Annotated in this window: 21 protein-coding genes; 11 read left to right on the forward strand and 10 right to left on the reverse strand. The window is 34.5% G+C overall.

Annotated features, from left to right (window positions below; genetic code table 11):
- Positions 1–74: 74 nt before the first annotated feature.
- On the reverse strand, positions 75–620 hold the full coding sequence (gene hslV / locus ACQH1V_RS00430) for an ATP-dependent protease subunit HslV (protein WP_094648690.1): 546 nt from the start codon (positions 618–620) through the stop codon (positions 75–77).
- Between the two features lie 104 nt (positions 621–724).
- Between hslV and ACQH1V_RS00435 the strand changes: the two genes are divergently transcribed.
- Positions 725–1072 (forward strand): DUF2628 domain-containing protein, encoded by a 348-nt coding sequence (locus tag ACQH1V_RS00435; RefSeq protein ID WP_341748752.1) that lies wholly within the window; start codon positions 725–727, stop codon positions 1070–1072.
- Between the two features lie 26 nt (positions 1073–1098).
- A complete protein-coding gene (locus ACQH1V_RS00440) occupies positions 1099–1449 on the forward strand; it encodes an HIT domain-containing protein (protein WP_425360459.1) in 351 nt (116 codons plus the stop codon).
- 396 nt (positions 1450–1845) lie between these two features.
- Here ACQH1V_RS00440 and ACQH1V_RS00445 read toward each other — a convergent pair whose 3' ends face one another.
- The 6 genes from ACQH1V_RS00445 to ACQH1V_RS00470 form a co-directional block, all read right to left on the reverse strand.
- Entirely contained in the window at positions 1846–2823 is a 978-nt protein-coding gene (locus ACQH1V_RS00445; RefSeq protein WP_094648688.1) for a pyruvate dehydrogenase complex E1 component subunit beta, read from the reverse strand.
- A 4-nt stretch (positions 2824–2827) separates the two neighbouring features.
- Positions 2828–3814: a pyruvate dehydrogenase (acetyl-transferring) E1 component subunit alpha gene (gene pdhA, locus ACQH1V_RS00450; RefSeq protein ID WP_425360460.1), complete on the reverse strand. Its 987-nt coding sequence runs from the start codon at positions 3812–3814 to the stop codon at positions 2828–2830.
- A gap of 170 nt (positions 3815–3984) precedes the next feature.
- Entirely contained in the window at positions 3985–4581 is a 597-nt protein-coding gene (locus ACQH1V_RS00455) for a septal ring lytic transglycosylase RlpA family protein (protein ID WP_425360461.1), read from the reverse strand.
- Positions 4582–4609: 28 nt separating this feature from the next.
- Complete coding sequence (locus ACQH1V_RS00460; RefSeq protein ID WP_425360462.1) at positions 4610–5236, reverse strand: BON domain-containing protein; 627 nt, start codon at positions 5234–5236, stop codon at positions 4610–4612.
- Positions 5237–5526: 290 nt separating this feature from the next.
- Positions 5527–5694: a palindromic element RPE2 domain-containing protein gene (locus tag ACQH1V_RS00465; RefSeq protein ID WP_425360463.1), complete on the reverse strand. Its 168-nt coding sequence runs from the start codon at positions 5692–5694 to the stop codon at positions 5527–5529.
- Between the two features lie 398 nt (positions 5695–6092).
- Entirely contained in the window at positions 6093–7406 is a 1314-nt protein-coding gene (locus ACQH1V_RS00470; RefSeq protein ID WP_425360464.1) for a porin, read from the reverse strand.
- An 881-nt stretch (positions 7407–8287) separates the two neighbouring features.
- Between ACQH1V_RS00470 and rimP the strand changes: the two genes are divergently transcribed.
- The 8 genes from rimP to ACQH1V_RS00510 all read left to right on the forward strand — a co-directional run bounded on the left by rimP (position 8288) and on the right by ACQH1V_RS00510 (position 15595).
- Complete coding sequence (rimP, locus tag ACQH1V_RS00475) at positions 8288–8779, forward strand: ribosome maturation factor RimP (protein WP_094648682.1); 492 nt, start codon at positions 8288–8290, stop codon at positions 8777–8779.
- Positions 8780–8793: 14 nt separating this feature from the next.
- A complete protein-coding gene (gene nusA / locus ACQH1V_RS00480) occupies positions 8794–10296 on the forward strand; it encodes a transcription termination factor NusA (RefSeq protein ID WP_425360465.1) in 1503 nt (500 codons plus the stop codon).
- Between the two features lie 517 nt (positions 10297–10813).
- Positions 10814–10966 (forward strand): hypothetical protein, encoded by a 153-nt coding sequence (locus tag ACQH1V_RS00485; protein WP_425360466.1) that lies wholly within the window; start codon positions 10814–10816, stop codon positions 10964–10966.
- Between the two features lie 50 nt (positions 10967–11016).
- Positions 11017–11109 (forward strand): palindromic element RPE2 domain-containing protein, encoded by a 93-nt coding sequence (locus tag ACQH1V_RS00490; RefSeq protein ID WP_410520897.1) that lies wholly within the window; start codon positions 11017–11019, stop codon positions 11107–11109.
- A 71-nt stretch (positions 11110–11180) separates the two neighbouring features.
- The gene (gene infB, locus ACQH1V_RS00495; RefSeq protein WP_425360467.1) at positions 11181–13706 is read left to right on the forward strand and encodes a translation initiation factor IF-2; all 2526 of its coding nucleotides are present in this window, start codon (positions 11181–11183) and stop codon (positions 13704–13706) included.
- Positions 13707–14090, forward strand: coding sequence for a 30S ribosome-binding factor RbfA (gene rbfA, locus ACQH1V_RS00500; RefSeq protein ID WP_341748746.1), 384 nt, complete (start codon positions 13707–13709; stop codon positions 14088–14090). It begins immediately after the preceding gene.
- 141 nt (positions 14091–14231) lie between these two features.
- On the forward strand, positions 14232–14771 hold the full coding sequence (locus ACQH1V_RS00505; protein WP_425360468.1) for a hypothetical protein: 540 nt from the start codon (positions 14232–14234) through the stop codon (positions 14769–14771).
- 263 nt (positions 14772–15034) lie between these two features.
- Entirely contained in the window at positions 15035–15595 is a 561-nt protein-coding gene (locus ACQH1V_RS00510; RefSeq protein WP_425360469.1) for a hypothetical protein, read from the forward strand.
- Positions 15596–16006: 411 nt separating this feature from the next.
- Here the strand turns inward: ACQH1V_RS00510 and ACQH1V_RS00515 are convergent, their stop codons facing one another.
- The 3 genes from ACQH1V_RS00515 to gatB form a co-directional block, all read right to left on the reverse strand.
- Complete coding sequence (locus tag ACQH1V_RS00515; protein WP_425360470.1) at positions 16007–17053, reverse strand: IS110 family transposase; 1047 nt, start codon at positions 17051–17053, stop codon at positions 16007–16009.
- A gap of 624 nt (positions 17054–17677) precedes the next feature.
- A complete protein-coding gene (tsaD, locus tag ACQH1V_RS00520) occupies positions 17678–18712 on the reverse strand; it encodes a tRNA (adenosine(37)-N6)-threonylcarbamoyltransferase complex transferase subunit TsaD (RefSeq protein ID WP_425360917.1) in 1035 nt (344 codons plus the stop codon).
- Positions 18709–20157 (reverse strand): Asp-tRNA(Asn)/Glu-tRNA(Gln) amidotransferase subunit GatB, encoded by a 1449-nt coding sequence (gatB, locus tag ACQH1V_RS00525; RefSeq protein WP_341748743.1) that lies wholly within the window; start codon positions 20155–20157, stop codon positions 18709–18711. Before gatB ends, tsaD begins: the two co-directional genes overlap by 4 nt.
- 880 nt (positions 20158–21037) lie before the next feature.
- Between gatB and ACQH1V_RS00530 the strand changes: the two genes are divergently transcribed.
- On the forward strand, positions 21038–23602 hold the full coding sequence (locus ACQH1V_RS00530) for a tetratricopeptide repeat protein (RefSeq protein ID WP_425360471.1): 2565 nt from the start codon (positions 21038–21040) through the stop codon (positions 23600–23602).
- The last annotated feature ends 550 nt before the right edge of the window (positions 23603–24152 follow it).

Consider the following 24152-nt stretch of genomic DNA (forward strand, 5'->3'; position numbering starts at 1 on the left):
AGTTCTTACAGGTTTAACCGAAGTTTTAACAGATTTAGCAGGAGTTCCCGCGGATTTTTTCTTAATACTAGTACTCATATAACTTTTTCTAAAATAATGTTATGATTAGAGAAAACACAAATGTCAGCTGCAATATGCATTGATTTTAAAGCAATCTCTTCTGCAGTTAGGTTATTATCAAAAGACATTAATCCCCTAGCACTTGCCAGGGCATATAATCCACCAGAACCAATGGCAGCAGCATCCCCGTCAGGTTCAACTACATCACCATTACCAGTTAGAATTAATATATTTTTTTTATCTGCAACAATCATCATTGCTTCAAGTTTACGTAAATATTTATCGCTACGCCACTCTTTTGCCAATTCTACTGCACTTCTCAGTAACTGGTATGAATGTTTTTCTAGCTTTAATTCTAGTTTTTCAAATAAAGTTAAAGCATCGGCAGTAGAGCCAGCAAAGCCTGCAATAATACTATTATTGAACATAGTTCTTAATTTTTTGGCTGTCGATTTTAAAATTGTATTACCAAGGGAAACCTGACCATCAGCGGTAATCACGACTTCTCCGCCTTTTCTTAAGCACAGTATAGTAGTCCCGTGTAATGAGTTGTCTGACATAAATAATCTTCTAAATATTGATGTTTAGCTATTGATGTTTAGTTGTTTGTTTATTATTATGATGTTTAAGTAATCATTCAGTATCATAATTACAAGACTCTCCTATGAATATTTATTCAATATATGTTAATCCTCAAAAAAAAGATAATGATTTTATTATTATCAAACAGGGTTTTTCGTTATTTGCTGCATTTTTTAATATATTTTGGGCATTATATCACAGAATGTGGTTAGCACTAATAATTACTTTAATAATAAGTGTAGCTATATCAAGCTTAGGTTTTACTTATCTTACCTTTGCCAGTCGAATAGCTATTATGTTAATATTTGGTTTTTTTGCTGCTGACATGAGAGAATATGATTTGAAACAAAAAAAATACCGACTAACAGAAATAATATTAGCAAAATCTGAGATAGAAGCTGAATTAAAATTTTTAAAACACTTAATGTAGGTAATAAGAATTAGAGTATAATGAATATGTATGACAAAAATAATGTTTTTGCAAAAATTATTGGCAAGTATCTGCCAGCAGAAATAATATATGAAGATGAGAATCTAATAGCGTTTAAAGATATAAATCCTGTAGCTCCGGTACATGTAATAGTTATACCGAAAAAAGAGTATATTGACTATAGCGACTTTATCCTCAAAGCTTCTGGTGATGAAATTAAAGATTATTTTACCAAACTATCTTATATTGCATCTCTAGTAGGTTTAGAGCAAGATGGCTACCGTTTAATTACCAATAAAGGTGTGATATCCGGACAAAGTGTGTTTCATTTTCACTTCCATATTATTGGTGGAAAAACTATTTCTAAGTTGATATAGCTTAAAACTCGATAATCAAGTTTTTTGCAGAGCTTATAAATAGTAGAAGTAAATTGTCATTCCCGCTTCGGTGCGGAATCTATAATATCTCATGGCATTTTTAGATCCCTGCCTTCGTAAGGATGACAACCATTATTCTATATTTTATTCAAATCTACAAAAAAACTTGATTATCGAGTAAAAGCTATATCTATAGCCGAGTAAGCACCCATCATGCTGTCTATTAGAAGAAGGCATAAGCCGACGAAGCAATCCAGGAAAATAATTAAAAATAAGATTGCTTCGACCATTACATGGTCTCGCAATGACGTATATACAACCCAAACGTCATTGCGAGGGGGCGGAAGCCAACGAAGCAATCCAGAAAAGCAACAAATGGTGCTATAATTACTCCTCTTAACTATAACACACTTTCTTCACAGCACTAATAACATCTTCGATAGTTGGTAAGGCTAATTTCTCTAAATTAACAGCATATGGTAGAGGAACATCCTTACCCGAGATAATTTCTATGGGAGCATCTAGATAATCAAATGCCTGACTCATCACCATGCTAGCTATAGTTGCCCCAACCCCGGCAAAAAACCAACCTTCTTCTATAATAACCAATCGGTTAGTCTTTTTGACTGATTGTAATATAGTTTCTATATCCAAAGGCTTGATCGTTCTAAGGTCAATCACCTCACAGTTAATGCCATTATCCTGCAAACTATTTGCCGCATCTAAAGCCAACTTAACTTGCAAGGAAAATGTTACTATGGTAGCATCATCACCTTCAATAAGTTTCTTAGCTTGCCCAAAAGGAATAGGCTCGATTATTTCTGGAACTTCAAAACTATGCCCATAGAGAATTTCATTCTCTAGAAAAATCACTGGACCATCATCACGAATAGCCGTCATTAACAACCCTTTGTGATCTTCTGCACTATAGGGAGCTACTACTTTTAACCCCGGAATATGACTATAACAAGCTGTATAATTTTGACTATGTTGTGCAGCAACTCGACTTGCTGCTCCATTTGGTCCACGAAATACTATTGGACATTTAATAATTCCACCAGACATATAATGAGTCTTAGCTGCAGAATTAACTATTTGATCCATTGCTTGCATAGCAAAATTAAATGTCATAAATTCAACAATTGGACGCAACCCCGAAAAAGCTGCACCAATAGCCACCCCAGCAAAGCCATGTTCTGTTATTGGTGTATCAATTACTCTTTTTGCCCCGAATTGCTCTAACAATCCTTGGGTTACCTTATATGCTCCTTGATACTCGGCAACTTCCTCTCCCATAATAAAGATGCTATCATCCTTCAACATTTCTTCCTGCATTGCCTGACGCAAAGCTTCCCGTACTGTTATTTGTAACATCTTCCTACTCATTCACAACATAAATATTAGTATATAGTTCTTTCTCATCCGGTAAGGCTGAGCTTTCTGAAAACTCAACTGCTTCTGCAATAATATCTTTGACCTCTTTGTCAATTTCTTTCAACTGCTGCTCACTAGCATATTTGTTATCCAGGATTATATCCTTCACTCGCGATAAGGGGTCTTGTTCTTTATAGATATCAACTTCTTCCTTACTACGATATTTAGCTGGATCAGACATTGAGTGTCCTCGATAACGATAACAATCCATTTCTAATATTATTGGTCCGCCACCATTTCTTGTAAACTCTGCAGCTTGCCGAGCATAATCATAAACCAATTCTAATGACATAGCATTTACTTTAAAGCCGGTAATACCACACGACTCCCCTTTTTTGTAAAGGTCAGTCATAAAGGTCGAACGGGCTACTGAGGTACCCATTGAATATTGATTATTTTCAATAATATAAATTATCGGTAAATGCCATAATGCCGCTATATTAAAAGCTTCATATACTTGCCCCTGATTAACTGCCCCATCTCCTAAAAAGGTAAAACACACATTATCAGTATTTCGATATTTTTCAGCAAAAGCCAGACCAGTACCTATCGGCACCTGGGCTCCTACAATGCCATGTCCACCGTAAAATTTGTTTTGTACGTCAAACATATGCATTGAACCACCCTTGCCTTTCGAGCAACCAGTTTCCTTACCCATTAGCTCTGCTAACACATATTTTGCTTCAGTCCCGGCTGAAATAATATGAGCATGATCCCTATAACTGGTAATAGTATTATCACCAGCCTGTTTTACTAAATCTATACCAGTAATTATCGCTTCTTGTCCAATATATAAGTGACAAAACCCACCTATTAGACCCATACCGTATAATTGTCCACATTTTTCTTCAAATCTTCTAAGCAACAATATCTTTTTATAAGATTCGAGATATTGAGTACTATTTAGTTTATATTTCCCAGGAACAATCATCTATGACTCCTCTATATTCTCAACTATTTACAAACTTTATGCCATCCCCTAAAAAACGTTATCCTAACTTTTTTGTCATTCCCACGTAGGCGGGAATCTTAGACCCCTGCTTTCGCAGGGGTAACACTAAGTCAAGTAGGAATGACATCCTACACAGGAATGACAGTAAATCAAGGATTAACTGTCAATTTATGTTTTAGATTTACTAATTTTATATGACAATTAACGCTACATTTAGGATTGGCTACTTTTCTTTGGGCGATACAATTTTCCTTAGGTCTTAAAGCAATATTATGCAAAAATTCTTTAGTATCTTTAGGCATATATTGCACTCTAACCTTTGTTATACCACGTCTTTTAAATCCTAAAATCTCAGCAGATTTTTCTGAAACATCTATAATACGGTTCTTTTTAAAAGGTCCACGATCATTAACCATCACAATCAGGGACTTATTATTACTTAAGTTAGTAACTTTGACCAAACTAGGCATCGGTAAACTACGATGAGCTGCACTTAGCATATGTTTATTATAGATATCACCATTGGCTGTTTTTTTCCCATGAGTATTATCCTTGAAACCATACCAAGATGCCATACCTATTTGATCACAATTAACATCTTCCTTAGGCTGATAAGTTTTACCTTTGATAGTATATTTTTTGCCTATCTTATAATGTCCCTTGTAATGAGTATTTTTAGGATCTTCCTGAGATAATTTTTTATATACGCTAGTCTTTGATGAAGTAGAACAAGAACTAAGCCCCATACAACAAACTATCAACAAAAGAATATATCTAAACTTCATTTTCATTTATATCATGTTCATTATTAATCTTTTTAGTTTCCTTCATTTTAACGTGACAGATTACTCTTTCCACTCCATTAATCTGAGAAGCAATAGAAGTGACCATTTCTAGCTCTTCTTCAGACCTTGCTATACCAAATATATATACTATATTATTAACTGTAATAATGGTGTAATTTACCCACTTTATATCTCTCTTAATAAAAAGCCGAGCTTTAATCTGACTAGTAATCATAGCATCTTTAGTGTATTGCACTAAGTCAAAATGATCACTTTTTTTATCTATTATCAGTTCATTAATAACTTCACTAACTCCTGTTATATCCCAGACAAGTTCTACAGCTTTTAATGCATCTTCTTTTTTATCTATGATTCCAGTCAGTAGCACCCTACCCTGTTCTACCTCAACCTTAATCTTAGTATATAATTCCCTGAAACTATTTTTTATAAAAGAAGCTTTGATCTTTGCCGATATTTTTACGTCATCAATTGTTTCAGTAATGGACTGATCTTTTGCAGCAGCGATAGTAGAACTAGTGGCTGCAGTAAAAATAGCTGGAAGACAACCTGTAAGTATGAAAGATAAGATTATAATAATAAAGTTAATTCTATACATAACCCTCCTTAATTTACGTAATATCTGCCCTTTAAGATAAATCTAACCCTTTAATGTTCTAGATAACATCTTCGTCATTGCAAGACCACGTAGTGATCGTGGCAATCCATTTTTAATCAATGTTTGGATTGCTTCGTCGGCTCACGCCTCCTCGCAATGATGGGATATCTAAAACTTATTCGGATTAGCTACAAAGCTTTCTAAAGAATTTATTATAGTAAATATAATAGTAAGCACAACTAATTTTTGCCCGAAATTCTAATTGCCATGCCCACATAGACACATAAGCGTTAGTTTAAGGAAATAAAGTAGAAAAGTCGTCTATAGTCAATTGATGGGAAGTTGGTGACGTCGTAGCTCAATGCTCGCCTATTATTTATAGGCGTCGCTCCATCGTTCCTGCTACCCAATTCCCCTGAATTGACTATATTAGCAAGCCACCATAGGTAGCGTGGCAATCCTTTCTAATCACTTTTCTGGATTGCTTCGTCGACCTTACGGTCTCCTCGCAGTGACGTTATCTGTCATTGCGAGACCACATAGTGGTCGCGGCAATCCACACTTATTGGATTGCTTCATTCCGATTTCCGCAGTTTTTATTAACAAAGAGTCCTGTAAGCCTTAATTTATAAGGGTTACAGATTTTTAGGCACAACATTATTTGCTTATTTTAGATATATTTCTGTAGAATTTGAGCATTTAAGATTGAAGATTTTATAAAAATCTTCCTTGTCTCATTTTGTTAGTTAATTTTTGACTGTCAGATAGCTATTCAATATATATCTTAAGCAAAGAGGATGGTGACATATACTTGCAGTTTTACTGCAAGTATATGTTAATGATCTTAAGGACAAAACTAGAATTTAAGCCTTGCACCAATAAGAGCAACAGTACCTCTAGTCTTTTTCTTAGGAGCTTCAACAAAATAAACTGGTCGACCTTTAGCTTGGAAATAAGATATTTCAGCATAAGGCAATAACCCTGGTGTTACTAAATATTGAGTACCAACACTTACTGAATCGACAGTATTTTTATATTTCAACGATCTAAAATAAGAAACACTTGTTTTCATAGGACCCTGCCCATAAGCAATTGCTCCATTATAATATTGTGTGTTACGACCAACTTTATGATAAATTTTTGAAGTCAAACTTTTACCTAAACTACCATAAGAAGCTGCACAAGAAATATTACCATAAGTAAAGACTGCCCCTAAATTGTAAGCAGTTAGATTTGATAGCTTATTTCTAGATAATACATTGCTATCTGGATCTAACACTATAATCTTATCGGCTGGTTTAGCATACTCTCCTGTAACAGCCACCTGTACTGATACATCATCTATAATTTCATATTTATAGGATATCCCAGCAGAGATCGCATCTTTGACATTCTGATTTACAATTATCTGATTGCCTTTGGCACCATTTACGCCTTGTAAATCTACTTTAGTTACCCCAACCCCTAATTTACTCAAACCCTTATCGTCTAAGTTTTTTAGACTACGATTACCACCAGTATTTGCTGAATCAGGAATATAAGAAATACCAAATTGAAAACCTTTCATTTCCGGGGTATAGTAAGAAATTTTTCTAGATGCCTCAGTTCCTTTGCTTATATCATCAAAACTATTGGAGTATGAACTTATCTGAAAAGTATCAGGAAAAGTAATAAAATCTGGTAGCTGACCTTGATACTTCATATTGTCATCATTTAATACGGCAAACTTAGACCAACCACCAGCCCCCGCCACAATTGAACCTGGACCAACACCCATGTTAGAACTAGCATCATGAGGAGTCCCTAACTCTACTTTACCATAGTCTGTTTCTAAGAAAATATGAGAACCATTATAAGCTGCAGAAAGTTTTGGTTTAGTGGTTGTTAGTAAAACTATTTTGGCTCCAACTGTCACATCATTCAATTCTTGTTTGGCAGTAGCCATAAAAGCAGCTTCCGTATAAAATGCAAGATTTTTCCTATTATCAGTAATATTTTTACTTGTTCCTGACAATTTTCCTTGATTTCTATAACCAGATTGGAAACCAAAAAAACCTTCTAATTTTATTTCCGTATCTGAAGCAGCAGCATCAGCTGGAGTAGTGCAACCACTAGCAAATGCTATGCTTGAAAAACAAGAAAAACACAGTAACATTATTAATTTCTTCATTGTAACACCTAAATTTCAATTCTATATTTGCATTTGTCGTTATACTTAAAGTACAGACCTATTTTCTTATTATTGAATTATAGCATAAGATAAATCCTTATGTAACTAATAACTTGCAAATAATTGCAATCGCTACCTAAATATACTAGCTTATCATGGCAAAATTACCATTATCATTAGACCTCTTGCATAACCTAATCTAATTGGTAATTTTGTTGTCAAAACTCGTCTCCGTTCCTCACGTACATCTTAGTACGTTGCGGTACCCGACTTCGTTTTTCCTAAAAATTCCTCAATTATCTTTAGGTTATGCAAGAGGTCTAATGATAATTTTTAACTCACTTTACGCATATAGTCAATTAACCTGAATTAATGCCGAATAAGCATCCATCGTGCTGTCATTGCGAGGAGGTGTAAACCTTACAACTGTTGAAAGTTAGAAGAGGAAGCGGTTTTAGACCGGATAGTTTAAAAGTCGTATGTGGTCAACGTCTATTAGCGAGAAAGACCGCAGGTCGACGAAGCAATCCATAAAAGTAACCAAAGATGGATTGCCACGACCACTACGTGGTCTCGCAATGACAGAAAACCTATCTAAAAACCGCTTCCTCTTCTAACTTTCAACAGTTATGGTGTAAACCTCCGAAGCAATCCATTTAATAGTTTTTTTAGATTGCTTCGTCGCTACTTAAAGTAGCTTCTCGCAATGACGCTAAGCTATTTTCTATATGACTTTTAAATGCCATACGTAAGGTGAGTTTTTAATTGTTGCTAATATCACAAAAATATTGTATTTATATGAATAAGTTGATTGTTGTGAAGAGCAAAGGTGGGGTTAACCCACCTTTTTTATTAACGCCTTTAAATATTTTTATTTTGTAATGAAAACTATAGAGCAACAAATTATTAATGCTATCCAGGATAACTTAAAAGACCTTGGTTTTGATTTAGTAAAAGTAACTTTAAAGGGTTCAAGCCATAAAGTACTTGAAGTATTAATAGATAGATTAGATGGCAATAAGGTAAATATAATAGATTGTCGTAATGTTAGTAGAAATATCTCGGCACTCTTAGATGTTGAAGATATAATTAGTGATAAATATTTTTTAGAAATTTGTTCAGCAGGTATCGAACGCCCATTAATAAAATTTGAAGATTATACTAGATTTATCGGTAGAGAAGCTACCATAAAATTAAAAGAATTACTAAATGGTCAAACTCGATATCAGGGAAAGATAATTAAAGCTGAAAATAATAAAGTTTATCTGAATAGTAACGGTAAAGATATAGTATTTTCATTTGATATGATAAAAAAGGCTTCTTTGGTATTAACAGATGAAATGTTCAAAAATTTAATGAATAAAAAATCTTAAAAGGCAGTGACATTATGGTCAATATTGGTAACATAGAAATTTTACAGATTATAGAATCTGTAGCTAGAGAAAAGAACCTTCCTAAAGAAGCTTTACTTTCGGCAATGGAACAGGCTGTACAGGCTGCAGGACGTAAAAAATATGGCAATGAACATAATATAAAAGCTGAAATTAACCGAAAGAATGGTAATATTAGTCTTTTTAGAGTCCTGAATGTAGTAGATAATGTAGAGGATCATTTTACTCAAATTTCTTTAAATGATGCTATCGAAAAGAAAGATGATGCTAAAATTGGCGATGAGATTTATGAACTCTTACCACCTATTGATCTTGGACGTGTTGCAGCTCAAACAGCTAAGCAGATAATAATACAACGTGTTAGTGAAACGGAAAGAGAAAAACAATATGAAGATTTCAAAGATAAGAAAGGTGAGATTTTAAACGGCATTGTTAAGAGAATAGAGTTTAATAATATTATAGTTGACCTTGGTCGTGCTGAGGCAATAATTAAAAAGGATCAGCTAATTAGAGGAGAAAATTTTAAGGTTAATGACCGTATTAAAGCTTATGTACAAGATGTAAGATTAGTGTCTAAAGGTCCGCTAATTTTTCTATCTAGAAGCGATGACCAAATGCTAATAAAATTACTTGAATTAGAGATTCAAGAGATTTATGATAATGTAATTGAGTTGCGAGCTATAGCCCGTGATCCTGGGTCAAAGGCAAAAGTTGCAGTCTTCGCTTCTGACTCCAGCATTGATCCTATAGGTTCATGTGTAGGAATTAAAGGTAATAGGATTAGGGCTATTACTAATGAGCTTAATGGTGAAAAGGTAGATGTAATATTATGGAGCAAGAATATTGCCCAATTTATTATGAATGCACTGGCTCCTGCAGAAATTGCAAAAATCGTCATCGATGAAGATAAGAATATGGTTGACGTAGTCGTATCTCAAGATAATTTGAGTCTGGCAATCGGTAGAAGAGGTCAAAATGTTCGTCTAGCATCTAAGCTTACTGGCTGGAATATTAATATAATGACCGAAGATCAAGAATCTAAACGAAGAAGTGATGAGTTTCGTTCTGCTACCGAGTTATTTATGGAATCATTGGATGTTGAAGAAGTTATAGCCCAACTATTATCTGCTCAAGGTTTTACTTCTTTAGAACAGTTAGCTTCTAGTAAAATTGAAACTTTAATGAATATTGAAGGATTTGAAGAAGAATTAGCAGCTGAGATCATTGAACGATCAATAAATTATGTAAATGCTAAGAATGAAAAAATTATTATTAAGCTTGAGAATCTAGGTGTTGAACAAGAATTAATTGATATATTGGATTTACAACCGGAATTTATATTAAAATTAGCTGAATATGGTATAAAAACTATAGAAGATTTGGGAGAATTAACAGTTAATGAGTTTAAATCATTAGTTCCTAATTCTAATATGGCAGATAACGATATCGAATTACTAATTCGTACGGCTCGTATTGCTGATAATGAGCAAGTTGTTTGAAGTTGGGAAATTATATCCAACAGCGTTATTGCGAGTAAGACCGCATAAGAGTCAATTTAAGAAAACAATAATAGACCTCTTGCATAACCTAAAGATAATTGAGGAATTTTTAGGAAAAACGAAGTCGAGTACCGCAGCGTACTAAGATGTACGCGAGGAACGGAGACGAGTTTTGACAACAAAATTACCAATTAGATTAGGTTATGCAAGAGGTCTAATTGAGAAACCGTTATTGCGAGAATATCTTAGGTCGACAAAGTAATCCAGAAAAGTGATTAGAAATGGATTGCCACGCCACCTACGGTGGCTCGCAATGACAGAGGTGCTTTTACCCAAAAGATGTAATTGTGAGAAGTGCGTAAGCTTTAGTCGTCATTGCGAGGAGACCATAGGTCGATGAAGCAATCCATAAATTGTCATTCCCGCGTAGGCGGATATAAAGTTCTGTACGAAGTAAGAACGACACATTTTTGCTATAGTTAATTCAGGAGAATTTGGCGCTAGGAACGATGGAGCGATGCCTATAAGTAATAGGCGAGCATTGAGCGACGACGTCACCAACTTCTCCTCAATTGACTATATTATGAATAATTTTGCAAATAATTTAATATTAAGTATTAGTGTTAAGGATTTTATTGATATAATTAAAATACTACCAGTAAAGCATTAGCAACAAGATTAGCTAATTCAGAATTAAGGTATATAGTCAATTCAGGGGAATTGGGTAGCAGGAACGATGGAGCGACGCCTATAAGTAATAGGCGAGCATTGAGCGACGACGTTACCAACTTCTCCTCAATTGACTATATCTGATGATTATTCAGATAGCAAAACTATTTACAAAACTTTAGCATATATAATTGCTATTTAAAGGTTTAATATTTATGACGTATGACCAAGAACCTAAACCAAAGAAATTAACACTTGGTGGTTCAAAACTCTCACTTAACAAGCCCTCTCAACCTACTAATGTTACTAGGGGCTTTGTTAGTTCTGCAAAAACCATTGTAGAAGTCAGGAAGAGTAGCACTGCAACTGGTGCTTTATCTTTTAACAAACTTTGGTCTAATAGTTCTACTGCTCAGAGTGGAGAATCTGCTGCTGGGGAGGAATTTAATAGACGGCTAACTATTTTAAAAAAAGCAGCAGAAGATGCAAAATCTAAGATTATTGATACTAAGATTAGTACTCTTAGTAAACTGGCAAGTATCAATCAATCTAAGTCACAAGACGATTTAGAAGATACTATAGAAAATATCCAGCCAGAAAATATTCATTCCCAAACTCCGCAAAATGAGTCACAAAATATTGAAAAGGATTCTGAGGTACTTCCTACGTTAGCAACTCCATCTGTACAAGATAAAAACCCATCTAAGCCATTTGTTAGATCACCAGTGATTGGTTCTCAGAGCCATTTTGGTGTTGCACTTGAAGATATTTCTTCAACAGATAAAGCTGGCGATAATAAAATAGTAGTACCAAAGGTTAAAATTGAGGAGCCTAAAAAATTAAAAAAGGCAGATATTTTCAATATGCTTGATGCAGACGGAAGTGATAATGCCGGTAAGACTAGAAGCCTTGCCTCAATAAGAAGAGCAAGGGAAAAAGAAAAACGTAAAGCTTATCAACAAACACCCGACAAAGTGTATAGAGAAGTTATCATTCCTGAAGCCATTTCTGTCGGAGATCTAGCCAATAGAATGTCTGAGCGGGCAACCGATGTTATAAAAGAATTGATGAAGCTTGGCATCATTGCTACGACCAGCCAAACAATCGATACAGATACAGCTGAACTTATTGCTACGACCTTAGGGCATACAGTAAAAAGGGTACAAGAATCTGATGTTGAGAATATATTGATTAGTGAAGCTGATAAAGAAGAAGATTTAAAACATAGAGCTCCTATTGTAACGATTATGGGACATGTCGATCACGGTAAAACTTCGTTACTTGACGCTTTAAAATCAACTGATTTGGCAAGTCAAGAGGCAGGTGGCATCACCCAACATATTGGTGCTTATCGGATAACATTGCCTGATGGTAGGGCTATTACTTTCATTGATACTCCAGGGCATGAAGCGTTTTCAGAGATGAGGACTAGAGGTGCTAAGGTAACTGATATAGTAGTTATAGTAGTTGCAGCAGATGATGGAATCAAGCCGCAAACGATTGAAGCAATTAATCATGCTAAAGCAGCAAATGTCCCGATAATTGTTGCAATAAATAAGATCGATAAGCCGGATATTAATCTTGACCGAATTAAAAATGATCTGTTAATGTACGATTTAGTTAGTGAAGAATTAGGTGGCGATATTATAATTGTACCGGTTTCTGCTTTGAAGAAAACTAATTTAGATAAGTTAGAAGATGCTATATTATTAGTGGCAGAAATGCAGGATCTTAAGGCTAACTTTAGCGGACTCACTGCTGGTGTAGTTATAGAAGCAAAAGTTGATAAAGGTAAAGGAGCTGTGGCTACTATATTGGTACAACGTGGTACTCTAAGAAATGGAGATATAGTAGTTGCCGGAACAAAATACGGTAAAATTAAGAGAATGAATAATGATAAGGGAGTGGATATTACCGAGGCAGAACCAAGTTTACCAGTAGAGATTTATGGTTTAAATGAAGCTCCGCGTGCAGGAGATCAGTTTAATGTAGTACAGAATGAAAAACAGGCTCGGGATATTATAGAATATCGTGAACGATTGGCAAAAGAAAAGAAAATTTCTGTTACTCAAAGATCAAGCTTAGAAGAATTGTTCCTAAAAGCTTCTGGCAGTGCTGGTATGATAAAAGAGTTACCAATAATTGTTAAAGGTGATGTACAAGGTTCGATTGAAGCAATTGTTACTAGCCTATTAAAGCTACCAAATGATGAAGTTCGTGTAAGAATTTTACACCATGCAGTAGGTGGAATATTGGAGTCAGATGTTACCTTAGCTAAAGCATCCAATGCTATTATTATTGGCTTTAATGTTAGAGCTAATAATAACGCTTTTGCTATGGCTGAAAAAGAAAAAGTGGATATTAGATACTACTCTCTTATTTATAATTTACTAGACGATGTTAAATCAATACTCAGCGGTATGCTTTCACCAATTATTCGTGAGCAATATATTGGTACAGTCGAGATCAGGCAAATATTCACTGTCTCGAAAGTTGGAAAAATTGCTGGGAGTTATGTTACTAAAGGTACTATTAAAAGAGGTGCTAGGGCTCGCTTATTACGAGACAATATCGTTATTCACGAGGGAAAACTTAAAACTCTCAAACGTTTTAAAGATGATGTCAAAGAAGTTCATGAGGGCTTTGAATGTGGTATCGCTTTTGAAAATTATGAAAATATCGAACAATTTGATATTGTAGAAGTTTTTGAAATTATTGAAGAAAAAAAACAATTATTGTAAATGCAAAAAGTTTCTGATAGAGAAAAATCTTCAAGACAAAAAAAAGTTGCATCATTAATAAATGCAGCATTAGTGGAAGTACTAAGACGTGGTAAAATGTTAGATGAACGGTTGATTAATTGTCCAGTAACTATTACCAAAGTCTTAGTTACGGCTGATTTAAAAGTAGCAGATTGTTACTTTTTACCGTTCAATACGGTTTTTAATAAAATACAACTTACTGAATCTTTAAATAATTCGAAATATGCTATAAGAAATTTTATAACTGCTAAAATTAATTTAAAATATTCACCAGAAATTCGTTTTCATTATGATCACGGATTTGATAATGCTGATAAAGTTGATAAATTATTGAAGCAAGCTGAGATTAATCGAACTGATTAGGAAAATGAACTCAAACCTTACCGATCGCAAAGCAATAATTACTGATTTAATAACAATTATTAACTTTTTTTAAAGAATGATTGACTTTAATATGAATATATCTTAAATTTATTTACTCAACGCTTTTTATTAGGAGCAATTATGTCAAAAAATACAAACTGGACAACAGCCCAAATGCAAGCTATTGCACGGCTTAATGCCCACAGAAATGCTAAACTTCTTTATTCCAATCCTGCTAATAGTGACAAAAAGAGCTTAGCTCAGTTGGATTATCCAAAATATCCTGGTTATGATGATGATTTAAAGTTAGTTAAAGGGGATGCTAGTTTTTCTTATTCCATTGATTTTGTCGCAGGTGGCTTTTGGGCCGCTGGAATTCACTTAACTTTCACTGCTAATGGTAAGGCTTTCAGCTATGCTGGAGGAGGTGGAGGTAATATAGTTGGTGGTGCTGCTGGTCACACTTGGTTAAACTCTGATATTGATATTACATCTTTAGTGGATCAATCTAATGCTATTCGGTTTGAATGTGGTTTTGGTGGTCTTGGAGCTGGTGCTGCCCATGTTAATCTTTATCATACTGATGCTGCTGATACGTGGTTTGCTGGTACTGGAACTTTTTTTGTTACTACTACTGGTTGGGGTGAAATTGGAGGAGTTGGTACTCTATCTTACGCTTGATGGTGAATTTGCAGGAGTTGGTTATTCTACGCAGTTTCGCTGCCTTTAGTATATAGTTTTCCCTAGAGGATGATAATAGTATTGTTAAAAATCTTATGGATTATTTGATTTATGCCAATAGAAAATATAAAAAACCTCAAAGACATGGACAAGTTTTTGATTATCAACTAGGGAGAGTTCATGACTATATAAAAATTAATATGATTTACTTTAATAGAGATATGTCTTAAAATTTTACTCAACGCTTTTTATTAGGAGCAATTATGTCAAAAGATACAAACTGGACAACAGCCCAAATGCAAGCTATTGCACGGCTTAATGCCCACAGAAATGCTAAACTTCTTTATTCCAATCCTGCTAATAGTGACAAAAAGAGCTTAGCTCAGTTGGATTATCCAAAATATCCTGGTTATGATGATGATTTAAAGTTAGTTAAAGGGGATGCTAATTTTTCTTATCACGTTCATTTTATCTTGGCTGGGGCTGGATACACTTCTGTTAGTTTATCTTTTTATGATTATCAGAACAGTGACGGTGACTATTTGAATTATACGGCACCAGGAGGTGGACTCAATGTTGGTACCGCTGGTGGTCAAGCTTGGTTAAACTCTAGTATTGATATTACGTCTTTACTGAATCAACATAATGCTATTCGGTTTGAATGTGGTTTTTTTGCTGCTCCATTTGGTGCCGCCCATGTTAATCTTTATCATAGTAATGCTGCTGATACGTGGTTTGCTGGTACTGGAACTTTTTATGTTTCTGGTATTGGTAGTGGTGAATCTGGAGGAATTGGTACTTTAGCTTACGCAAAATGGGTTTAAATTAATATAACTCGATAATCAAGTTTTTTGTAGAGCTTATAAATAGTAGGTTGCTTGAAGGAAACTTGAATGTATCCGAGTTACAACATCTATCTTTAAATGCCAAATTTGTCATATATGGACGAGTGAATTTGTCAACAAAGAAAATAAAAAAATAGAGCCACAAAGGAAGCGGTCATATATTCGGCATCGAGTGCCATAATGGTTTCTGCATTCTTATAAATATCCTTGAGTGACCTCTCATTCCCACGGCTTCTAGAGCCTCGACATAATTACGGATTTTATTCAGAATACTTATTCATTAACTCTTTAACTTTCGTTCTCTTTATTGTTACTATTCTTTACTCACAATATTTATCAATTACCAATTTTTATTTAGTTGACATAGTTTCTTCTTTTTTTCCAACTAAACTAATTTGCAACATATTCGCTACCATTGGTGACTACTGCATAAGCAATCCTTGCTAACTTATTTGCTAAACCAACACATATAATATTATATGATTTATTTTCAGCAAATTTCTTCACTGCCCACTGCACTAGTTTATCTTTTGATTCCTTATCACTTTTTGCTCTTATTGCTATTGTCCTTGCGGCTTGAATCAACATAGTTCTGGCATATCTATCTCCTTGTTTGGTAATCCCTCCTAAAACTATCTTATCTCCTGAGCTATGTTGCTTTGGTACCAAACCAAGCGAAGCAGCAAAATCCCTCGGGGTTGGATAACTTTCTATTGGGGCTACACTCAAACAACTAGCATTGATTGCTCCAATGCCAAAAATTGTCTGCAACCTAGTAGCTTTCTCACTTTGCTTATTATTGCTGATAATCAGCTTTTCTAAAGTTTTTTCTTTGTTACATAAATCCTCAATTTCTTTACATTCTAAAAGTAAAATTGACCTTATCCCAGAATTTATATAACCTTTACTATACGCTAACTCTACCTCCAGCCTACATGATTTGCAAAATTTATTTTTACTTAATTTTGTATTATAGCCATATTCACATAAACTTGATATTGTAGAATTAGTTTTTTGCACACGATCTCTGATCGTATTACTTCTAATTTTATGCAAGAATTTTATATCTTGTTCCTCCTTGCTTTTTAGTAGCACAGTTTTTAATTCTGGATCACGAGCCGCTTTGCATATTGCTAACGCATCGTTATAATCATTTTTCTGTTTCGATGTAGCATAAACTTTTACATCTTTTGTTTTCATTAGTTTGACTTGCAAACCAAGCTTAGCAATTTCCTGTGACCAATAATTAGCTCCTCCACATGCTTCCATAGCTACCAATGAACTTTTATCGAGATTGCTTAAATAGGCTATTAACTCATCTCTTGTAACTTTTTGGTAACCTATTTTTTTGCCATTTTGATCGACTTGCACCAAGTGCATACTATTTTTTGCTAAATCTATTCCTATTATAGTATTTTTTATGCTATTATTTATCATGGTATGGACCTATTAATTAAATTATTATTTAATTTGGAGCAGCTGAAAACTATTTTTCAGCTGACTCCGTACAAGTAAAGCATATTTCGCTTCACTCGTCCATACCATCATTCCCGCTTTGGTGCGGAATCTATAATACCTCAGGGTATTTTTAGATACCTACTTTCGCAGGAATGACAACCATTGTCCTATATTTTATTCAAATCTGCAAAAAACTTAATTATCGAGTGAAATGCCCAAAAAGCCTGAGGTATTATAGATTCCGCACCGAAGCTGGAATGACAAATTAGACGTGGGGATGATAACCACAACTGTTGAAAGTTAGAAGGTAAAGCGGGTTTTAGATAGGTTTTCTGTCATTGCGAGACCACGCAAGTAGGTCGTGGCAATCCATCTTTGGTTACTTTTATGGATTGCTTCGTCGACCTGCGGTCTTTCTCGCTAATAGACGTTGACCACATACGACTTTTAAACTATTCGGTCTAAAACCTCTTCCTCTTCTAACTTTCAACAGTTGTGGGATGATAACCTTCGCAGGGATGACACAAAACAGCATTGCCTCAATGCCACTAAAGCGACTCCTCGCAATGCTCTCTGAATTTGGCTTAACACTAATTAGGTTAGCTATAAATCCTCTAAGCTCCATTTTGCTCTAGGGCAGAAATCGAGTGAGTTAGTAAGATTATTTTGCAGCCGTTCTAGCCCAGCATAAGCAATCATAGCCGCATTATCGGTGCATAAATGTGCTGGTGGTACTAAAAGTACATATCCTTGTTTTTCCACTTGATGCTTAAGTATAGTTTTTAAATAACCATTAGCGGCAACTCCACCAGCAAGTACGCAGGTTTTTTGTGGTAATGCCGACTTACTGATAAATTCCTCATACATTTTAAAGCTATTAAGCATTTTTACTGACAAGATTTCTCCAACTACATATTGAAAACTGGCGGCTATATCATTAATTTCTTGTTCACCTATAGGCTGTAATTTAGATATTAATATGCGTACTGCCGTCTTTAAACCTGAAAACGACATGTCACAGCCAGCTTGATGAATAATGGGTTTTGGTAAAACATACTTAGATGGATTGCCAAATTTTGCTCTTTTCTCAATTTCTACGCCTCCAGGAAAAGGCAAATTTAGCATTTTAGCTACTTTATCAAAGCACTCCCCTACCGAATCATCGATAGTCCGTCCTAAAATTTTATATTTACCCAATGCTTGGACTGCAACAAATTGACAATGCCCACCTGAAACTAATAGAAATAAATATGGGTATTCCGCCTTATTAGTTAATCTAGCAGTAAGTAAATGCCCCTCTAAATGGTTAACTGCAATAAACGGCTTTTTTAAGACGCTAGCAACTATTCTGCCAAACATTGAGCCAACTATTACTCCACCTATTAAGCCAGGACCGGAAGTAGCGGCGATTCCATCTATATTAGATAGTTCCAGATGAGTTTCATCTAAAACATACCTAACTGCTTTTTCTAAATTTTGCAAATGTGACCTAGCAGCGATTTCCGGTACCACCCCTTGAAAAGCCTTATGCTCTTGGTATTGGGAAATAACAATATTTGATAAAATCTCTTTATCTGAGGTAACTATTGCTACGCCAGTATCATCACAACTTGATTCAATACCTAATATTTTAATTATTGCAATTTCTCCTTTAATAAAACATTCACTAGGTTAGGATTTGCCTTTCCTTCAGTTTTTTTCATTACCTGTCCAACGAAAAAACCAAATAATTTATCTTTACCACTTCTATAAGAATCAACAGAGTCAGGGTTTTCCAACAATATTCCGTCAATTATAGCAGATAGTATACCACTATCTGACATTTGCACTAAGTCTTTTTCTTCAATAATTTTTTCCGGTTCTTGTCCAGTTTCAAACATAGTTTCAAAAACTACTTTGGCAATTTTGCCGGAAATCACCCCATCTTCTATTAGCTTTACCATTTGAGCAAGCATTTTTGGGGTAATTTTACAGTCACTTAAGCTAATGGAATTTTTATTAAGCTGACCAAATAACTCACTAATAATCCAATTAGCAAGTATCTTTGGATTACATAAGCTAACTGCTGCTTCAAAATAACCTGCCACCTGTTCATCAATTACCAAAACTTCAGCATCATAAGCATTTAAACTATACTCTGTCATATATCTTTGAATTTTTGCATCCGGTAATTCTGGTAGCTCTTGAGCTAATTGTTCTATTAGCTCCTCAGATATAACTATTGGCAATAAATCTGGGTCAGGGAAATATCGATAATCATGAGCTTCTTCTTTTAGACGCATCGTTCTAGTCTCTCCAGTATCTCCATCAAATAATCTAGTTTCCTGTATTATTGTCTGCCCATCTTCAATTAAATTTACTTGCCTATTTGCTTCAAACTCTATTGCTCGCATGATATTACGAATCGAATTGATATTCTTGATCTCACACCTTGTGCCAAGTGGAGCCCCAGGAAGCCTAACCGAAATATTAGCATCACAACGTAATGAGCCTTTTTCCATATCACCATCACAACTTCCTATATATCTCAACAAAGTCCTGAGTTTACGAACAAATTCTGCTGCATCTTCCGGCGAATCAAGGTCTGGCTCAGTAACAATCTCCATTAATCCTACACCAGAACGGTTTAAATCAATGAAGCTATAATGAGCTGATTGATCATGAATGGACTTACCAGCATCTTGTTCTAAATGCAAACGATTAATTCTAATTCTTTTGGTTGTTCTCTGTTCAGTTACTATATCCAAATAGCCCTCTTGGACAATTGGATGATAAAATTGGGAAATTTGATAACCCTGCGGTAGATCAGGATAAAAGTAATTTTTACGATCAAATCTTGAATTAAGATTAATTTTCGCATTAAGTCCAAGACCAGTTTTAATTGCCTGATGAACACAATATTCATTTAACATTGGTAACATTCCAGGCATTGCTGCATCAATCAAAGATACTTGTGAATTAGGAGGAGCGGCAAATTCGTTAGAACTACCAGAGAAAAGTTTGGATTTTGAAGAAATTTGGGCATGTATCTCGACGCCTATCACATATTGCCATTTACCTGTATTACCAATAATATAAGCCATTTAAAATCTCTTTAAGTTTACTAAATATATAACTTTTACCTAACATCATTAGCCGTCATTGCGAGCGAACATATGTGAGCGCGGCAATCCATGCAGCTTGTCATGTGGATTGCTTTGTCAGCTACGCTTCCTCGCAATGACGTATGTACATGTACACCTATAATTGTCATTGCGAGGAGCTACTTTAACAGCATTGATGCAATCCATACAACAAGCTACATGGATTGCCACGCTCACGTATGTTTGCTCGCAATGGCGTATGTAAATTTGGTACAATGCTAATCGGATTAACTGCACATAAGTGTTTATCATATTTTCAATAAAAATTGTAGTTTTTTATAATTTTTTATTTTCTAAAGAACAATTAAGCAATTCACAAAAATATTGAAATTTAATTACTTTTTCGCTTAGTGGAAGAAATTTTTGATATACACTATAGAAATATTAAGAAATTTTATAGTCAATTGATAAGAAATTGGTGACGTTGTCGCTTAATGCTTGCCTATTACTTATAGGCGTTACTCCATAGCTCCTAGCCTCCAATTCTCCTAAATTGACTATAGTTGAAGAATTCTAGAGCTTGTAAAAATATCATAAATTACAGAAAGGTTACTAATTATTGTCTATATTTTAAGAAAAAGTGTTTAATATTACTTGATTATTAAGTATAAATCTGTCTTAATTTAAATTATAGGTTCTTTAGTATAGCTAATTTGTGAGAAAGAAATTTGAAGAAAAAATTAGGCAAAGAACTTCCACTAATAAAATATTTAGTACTATTCTCTGCTTAATTTTAACAACAAAATTACTTTATAATTAAATAAGTTATGCAAGAGTCTGTTACTAAATAATAATTATAATGAATATATGAGAGGATATTATGTCTAAGACCCAAAATGAGACCCCCCTTCAAAATGATAGTGTAGACTCAGCTTCTTTAACAGCCAAAATAAAATTATTAAATACCGAACTTACTTTTTTTCAAGATGAGGGTAATATAAATATAATTAATACCCCTCTAAACAAATCGGAATATCCTAGAATCCTGAAGAAATATAATGACTTAAGTAAAACTGCACAAAAAACTACCCAATTTTCATCAGATAATGAGAAAAATGCATTTTTGTTTGAGTTAAACAAATCTCTAGCTATTATTGCTATTCGGGCAAATGAGAAAAAATCACTAGATACATACTTATCAAATATGCGAAAAAACAACAGCCATAGCACAGATGAGTTTATAGTAGGAATAGAACAGATATTATCTAAACTTCCACCTAAACCTAAAGATACAGCAGAAAATAAAGGAGCAACAGAAAATAATATTAATATACTACACACAGCTTTGTTAGATAATGCCATAAAAGAAGTGGAACAGCTCATTAATAAGGGGAAATATAACGATTCTTTTGAGAAGATAAAGTATTTGCAAACTCATTCCCTCAGTCCTAAAATAGTTGAGACATACATTAAAATTTGTATAGCAGAAGGTAATTCTTTGAAGGATCCAGCAGCAAAAGAAGCTGCATACGAAAAAGTCTTTACAGAGTATGAGTCAATACTACTCGGAAAATTTGCCCCTGGAAAACATAGTGGGCTGTTTAATATATTAACAGAATTATCAAAAAAGTTTGAAGAAATTAATGATTACGAAAATGCAAAAACAGCTACTAACATTGCCGCAAGGTACAACACACCTACTGCTGAAAAAGCAGCTGCAGCTGTGCCTGCAAGCAAGGGTGCACAAAAAGCTCTAGAAGAGAAACAAAGAAAGGAAGAAGAATATAGGAAAAAGGAAGAAGAACTTAAGAGAAAGGGAGACGAATTACAGATTGCTACAGTTAATGCCGAAACAGCAGAAGAGAGAGATGCAGCTAAATTGGCATACGAACGTAATTTAGCAGAAATTGAAGCTAACCGGAAGCTTAAGTTAGCTTCAACTCAAGATACTGTCCCTCAAGCCAGTGCCCCACCTCCATATACTAATAAAATGTCCCCTGATCTTTCTAACTATACTCAAGATACTACAGCTGAGCTTACAGCTAAGCTTACAGCTGAGCTTACAGCTAAGCTTAAAGCCGAGCTTAAAGCCGAGCTTAAAGCCGAGCTTAAAGCTGAGCTTACAAATACTACAACTACATCCAATATATACCCTAATCTTTCTAGCTATATTTCAAAAGATACTACAGCTGAGCCTTCAAAAGATACTACAACTATAACTACAGATGCTACAGCTGTAACTACAAATACTGCAGCTGTAACTACAGATATTGCAGCTGCAACGACAAATAATACAGCTGTAACTACAGATACTACAACTGTGCCTACAAAAGATACTACAACTGTAACGACAGATACTAATCTCAATACTATTGCCGCTGAAAAGCTAGTACGAGAGGTAACAGATTTGCTTAATTCAAACGAAGAAGATCCTAAAAATCAAGCTATAGTTCTTTGTAATAAAGCTATTAGGACTAATCCTAATATAGATCAAAATATTAAAGATAGCACCATTTTGAAGTTTTTGGCTCTTAGATATTTCGATTTAAATCAGCAGGAAAAAGCTGAAGAAATTTACGATAAAGTTACCCTCACTTCTGATGATGTACCAGCTATGGTGTGTTTAGTTTCTAGCTATTTATCTTCAAATAACTTGAAAAAAGCTCAAGAAATTTGCGATAAAATTATGGCTATAGACCTTAATGCATATATGAGCATTAAGGATCGTAAAGTTTTGGATTGCTTAGCTAAGGTCTATCGTGCTGAAGGACTCTATACCAAGAGTATTGAAACTTGTGAACAATCATATAAGTTAAAAAGTACACCTTCTCTAGAGAATTATCAGTTATTAAAAGAAATAGCACAAAGGTTAGAAAATACCGATACCGATCTTGCTTTGAAAGCTTTAGCACAGGCTGAACTCCAAGCACTCAACAACAAACAGAAAGCTGAGGTTTATGTAGCTAGAGCTAAAATTTATTCTTCTTTAGGAAAGAATACTGAAGCTACAGAAGATTGTAAGAAAGCTGTTACGACGGATCCTAAGATATATAAAGATGTTGATATGGAATCTCTAGAGATGTTAAGTAAATATTCAGGAAAGCCTATAGTATCGTATCACTACTTATCTAAACAAAGCAATAATAATTCTGTTGATCTAAATTTTGATCAAAAATTCTTAGATCTTGGCACTAATGTAATGGAAAAAGGGTTTCTTTATGTAGAAACTGTACTGTGTTCTATGAAAGCTTATTTTCTTTCTCACAATAAATATTTATTGTCAACTATTGAAACACAAATAAAATCACTAAAATCTTGTGACGCTTCCTACAATCCACAATTGCAAAAATATTTAGCAGCCCTAAATTTGCCAGATGAAGCACAGAGGGATACGGAGATCATGAAGATAGCTGGAGAGCTTGAACATTCTATAGATTATATATAAAAAACAGCTATATCACTCTCTAAAGCTACCTAAAGCCGGGCGGTATCAACTAATGGTTTAAGTTTTAAAATCATTAGTTGGTGCTACTGACTTATAGTCTATAGCTAACCAGAATAGCATTATAGTCAATTGCTGAGAAAGCGTAAGCCGGTGAAGCAATCCTGTTTTGTGTCATCCCTGCTTTGGTGCGGGATATATTCCTGACTCCTTGTCATTCCCGCGTAGGTGGGAATCTAGCCCCCTGCTTTCGCAGGGGTGACGCTAAATCGAGCAGGGATAACAATTTATGCATTGCTTCATCGATCTACGGTCTTTCTCGCAATGACGACAATTTATTATGGCTAAATGCTATTCGGGTTGCTCTAAATTCTCACTTTCCCAACAAATAAAAAAATAACCAATATCACAAAAATAATGAAAACAGCTATTAGTGGAGCATAAAAATCTGCTATACTTGTATAGTTAGCTATGAGGTACCCCTACGTAGGCAGGAGCCTAGTACTACAGTTGTAGATTGAATGTGAGTGTTCACGGAAAAAAGGTTAAAGTA

Source organism: Candidatus Tisiphia endosymbiont of Ceraclea dissimilis (assembly GCF_964030735.1).
Lineage (GTDB): Bacteria > Pseudomonadota > Alphaproteobacteria > Rickettsiales > Rickettsiaceae > Tisiphia.

Bases quoted from the DNA above. Each gene is read 5' to 3' on its own strand.
- nusA (WP_425360465.1), top strand. From the start codon at position 8,794: ATGGTCAATATTGGTAACATAGAAATTTTACAGATTATAGAATCTGTA.
- ACQH1V_RS00515 (WP_425360470.1), bottom strand. From the start codon at position 17,053: ATGATAAATAATAGCATAAAAAATACTATAATAGGAATAGATTTAGCA.
- ACQH1V_RS00440 (WP_425360459.1), top strand. From the start codon at position 1,099: ATGTATGACAAAAATAATGTTTTTGCAAAAATTATTGGCAAGTATCTG.
- ACQH1V_RS00470 (WP_425360464.1), bottom strand. From the start codon at position 7,406: ATGAAGAAATTAATAATGTTACTGTGTTTTTCTTGTTTTTCAAGCATA.
- hslV (WP_094648690.1), bottom strand. From the start codon at position 620: ATGTCAGACAACTCATTACACGGGACTACTATACTGTGCTTAAGAAAA.
- ACQH1V_RS00485 (WP_425360466.1), top strand. From the start codon at position 10,814: ATGCCTATAAGTAATAGGCGAGCATTGAGCGACGACGTCACCAACTTC.
- pdhA (WP_425360460.1), bottom strand. From the start codon at position 3,814: ATGATTGTTCCTGGGAAATATAAACTAAATAGTACTCAATATCTCGAA.
- infB (WP_425360467.1), top strand. From the start codon at position 11,181: ATGACGTATGACCAAGAACCTAAACCAAAGAAATTAACACTTGGTGGT.
- rimP (WP_094648682.1), top strand. From the start codon at position 8,288: ATGAAAACTATAGAGCAACAAATTATTAATGCTATCCAGGATAACTTA.
- ACQH1V_RS00445 (WP_094648688.1), bottom strand. From the start codon at position 2,823: ATGTTACAAATAACAGTACGGGAAGCTTTGCGTCAGGCAATGCAGGAA.
- ACQH1V_RS00505 (WP_425360468.1), top strand. From the start codon at position 14,232: ATGTCAAAAAATACAAACTGGACAACAGCCCAAATGCAAGCTATTGCA.
- ACQH1V_RS00455 (WP_425360461.1), bottom strand. From the start codon at position 4,581: ATGGGGCTTAGTTCTTGTTCTACTTCATCAAAGACTAGCGTATATAAA.
- ACQH1V_RS00460 (WP_425360462.1), bottom strand. From the start codon at position 5,236: ATGTATAGAATTAACTTTATTATTATAATCTTATCTTTCATACTTACA.
- ACQH1V_RS00530 (WP_425360471.1), top strand. From the start codon at position 21,038: ATGTCTAAGACCCAAAATGAGACCCCCCTTCAAAATGATAGTGTAGAC.
- ACQH1V_RS00510 (WP_425360469.1), top strand. From the start codon at position 15,035: ATGTCAAAAGATACAAACTGGACAACAGCCCAAATGCAAGCTATTGCA.
- ACQH1V_RS00435 (WP_341748752.1), top strand. From the start codon at position 725: ATGAATATTTATTCAATATATGTTAATCCTCAAAAAAAAGATAATGAT.
- gatB (WP_341748743.1), bottom strand. From the start codon at position 20,157: ATGGCTTATATTATTGGTAATACAGGTAAATGGCAATATGTGATAGGC.
- rbfA (WP_341748746.1), top strand. From the start codon at position 13,707: ATGCAAAAAGTTTCTGATAGAGAAAAATCTTCAAGACAAAAAAAAGTT.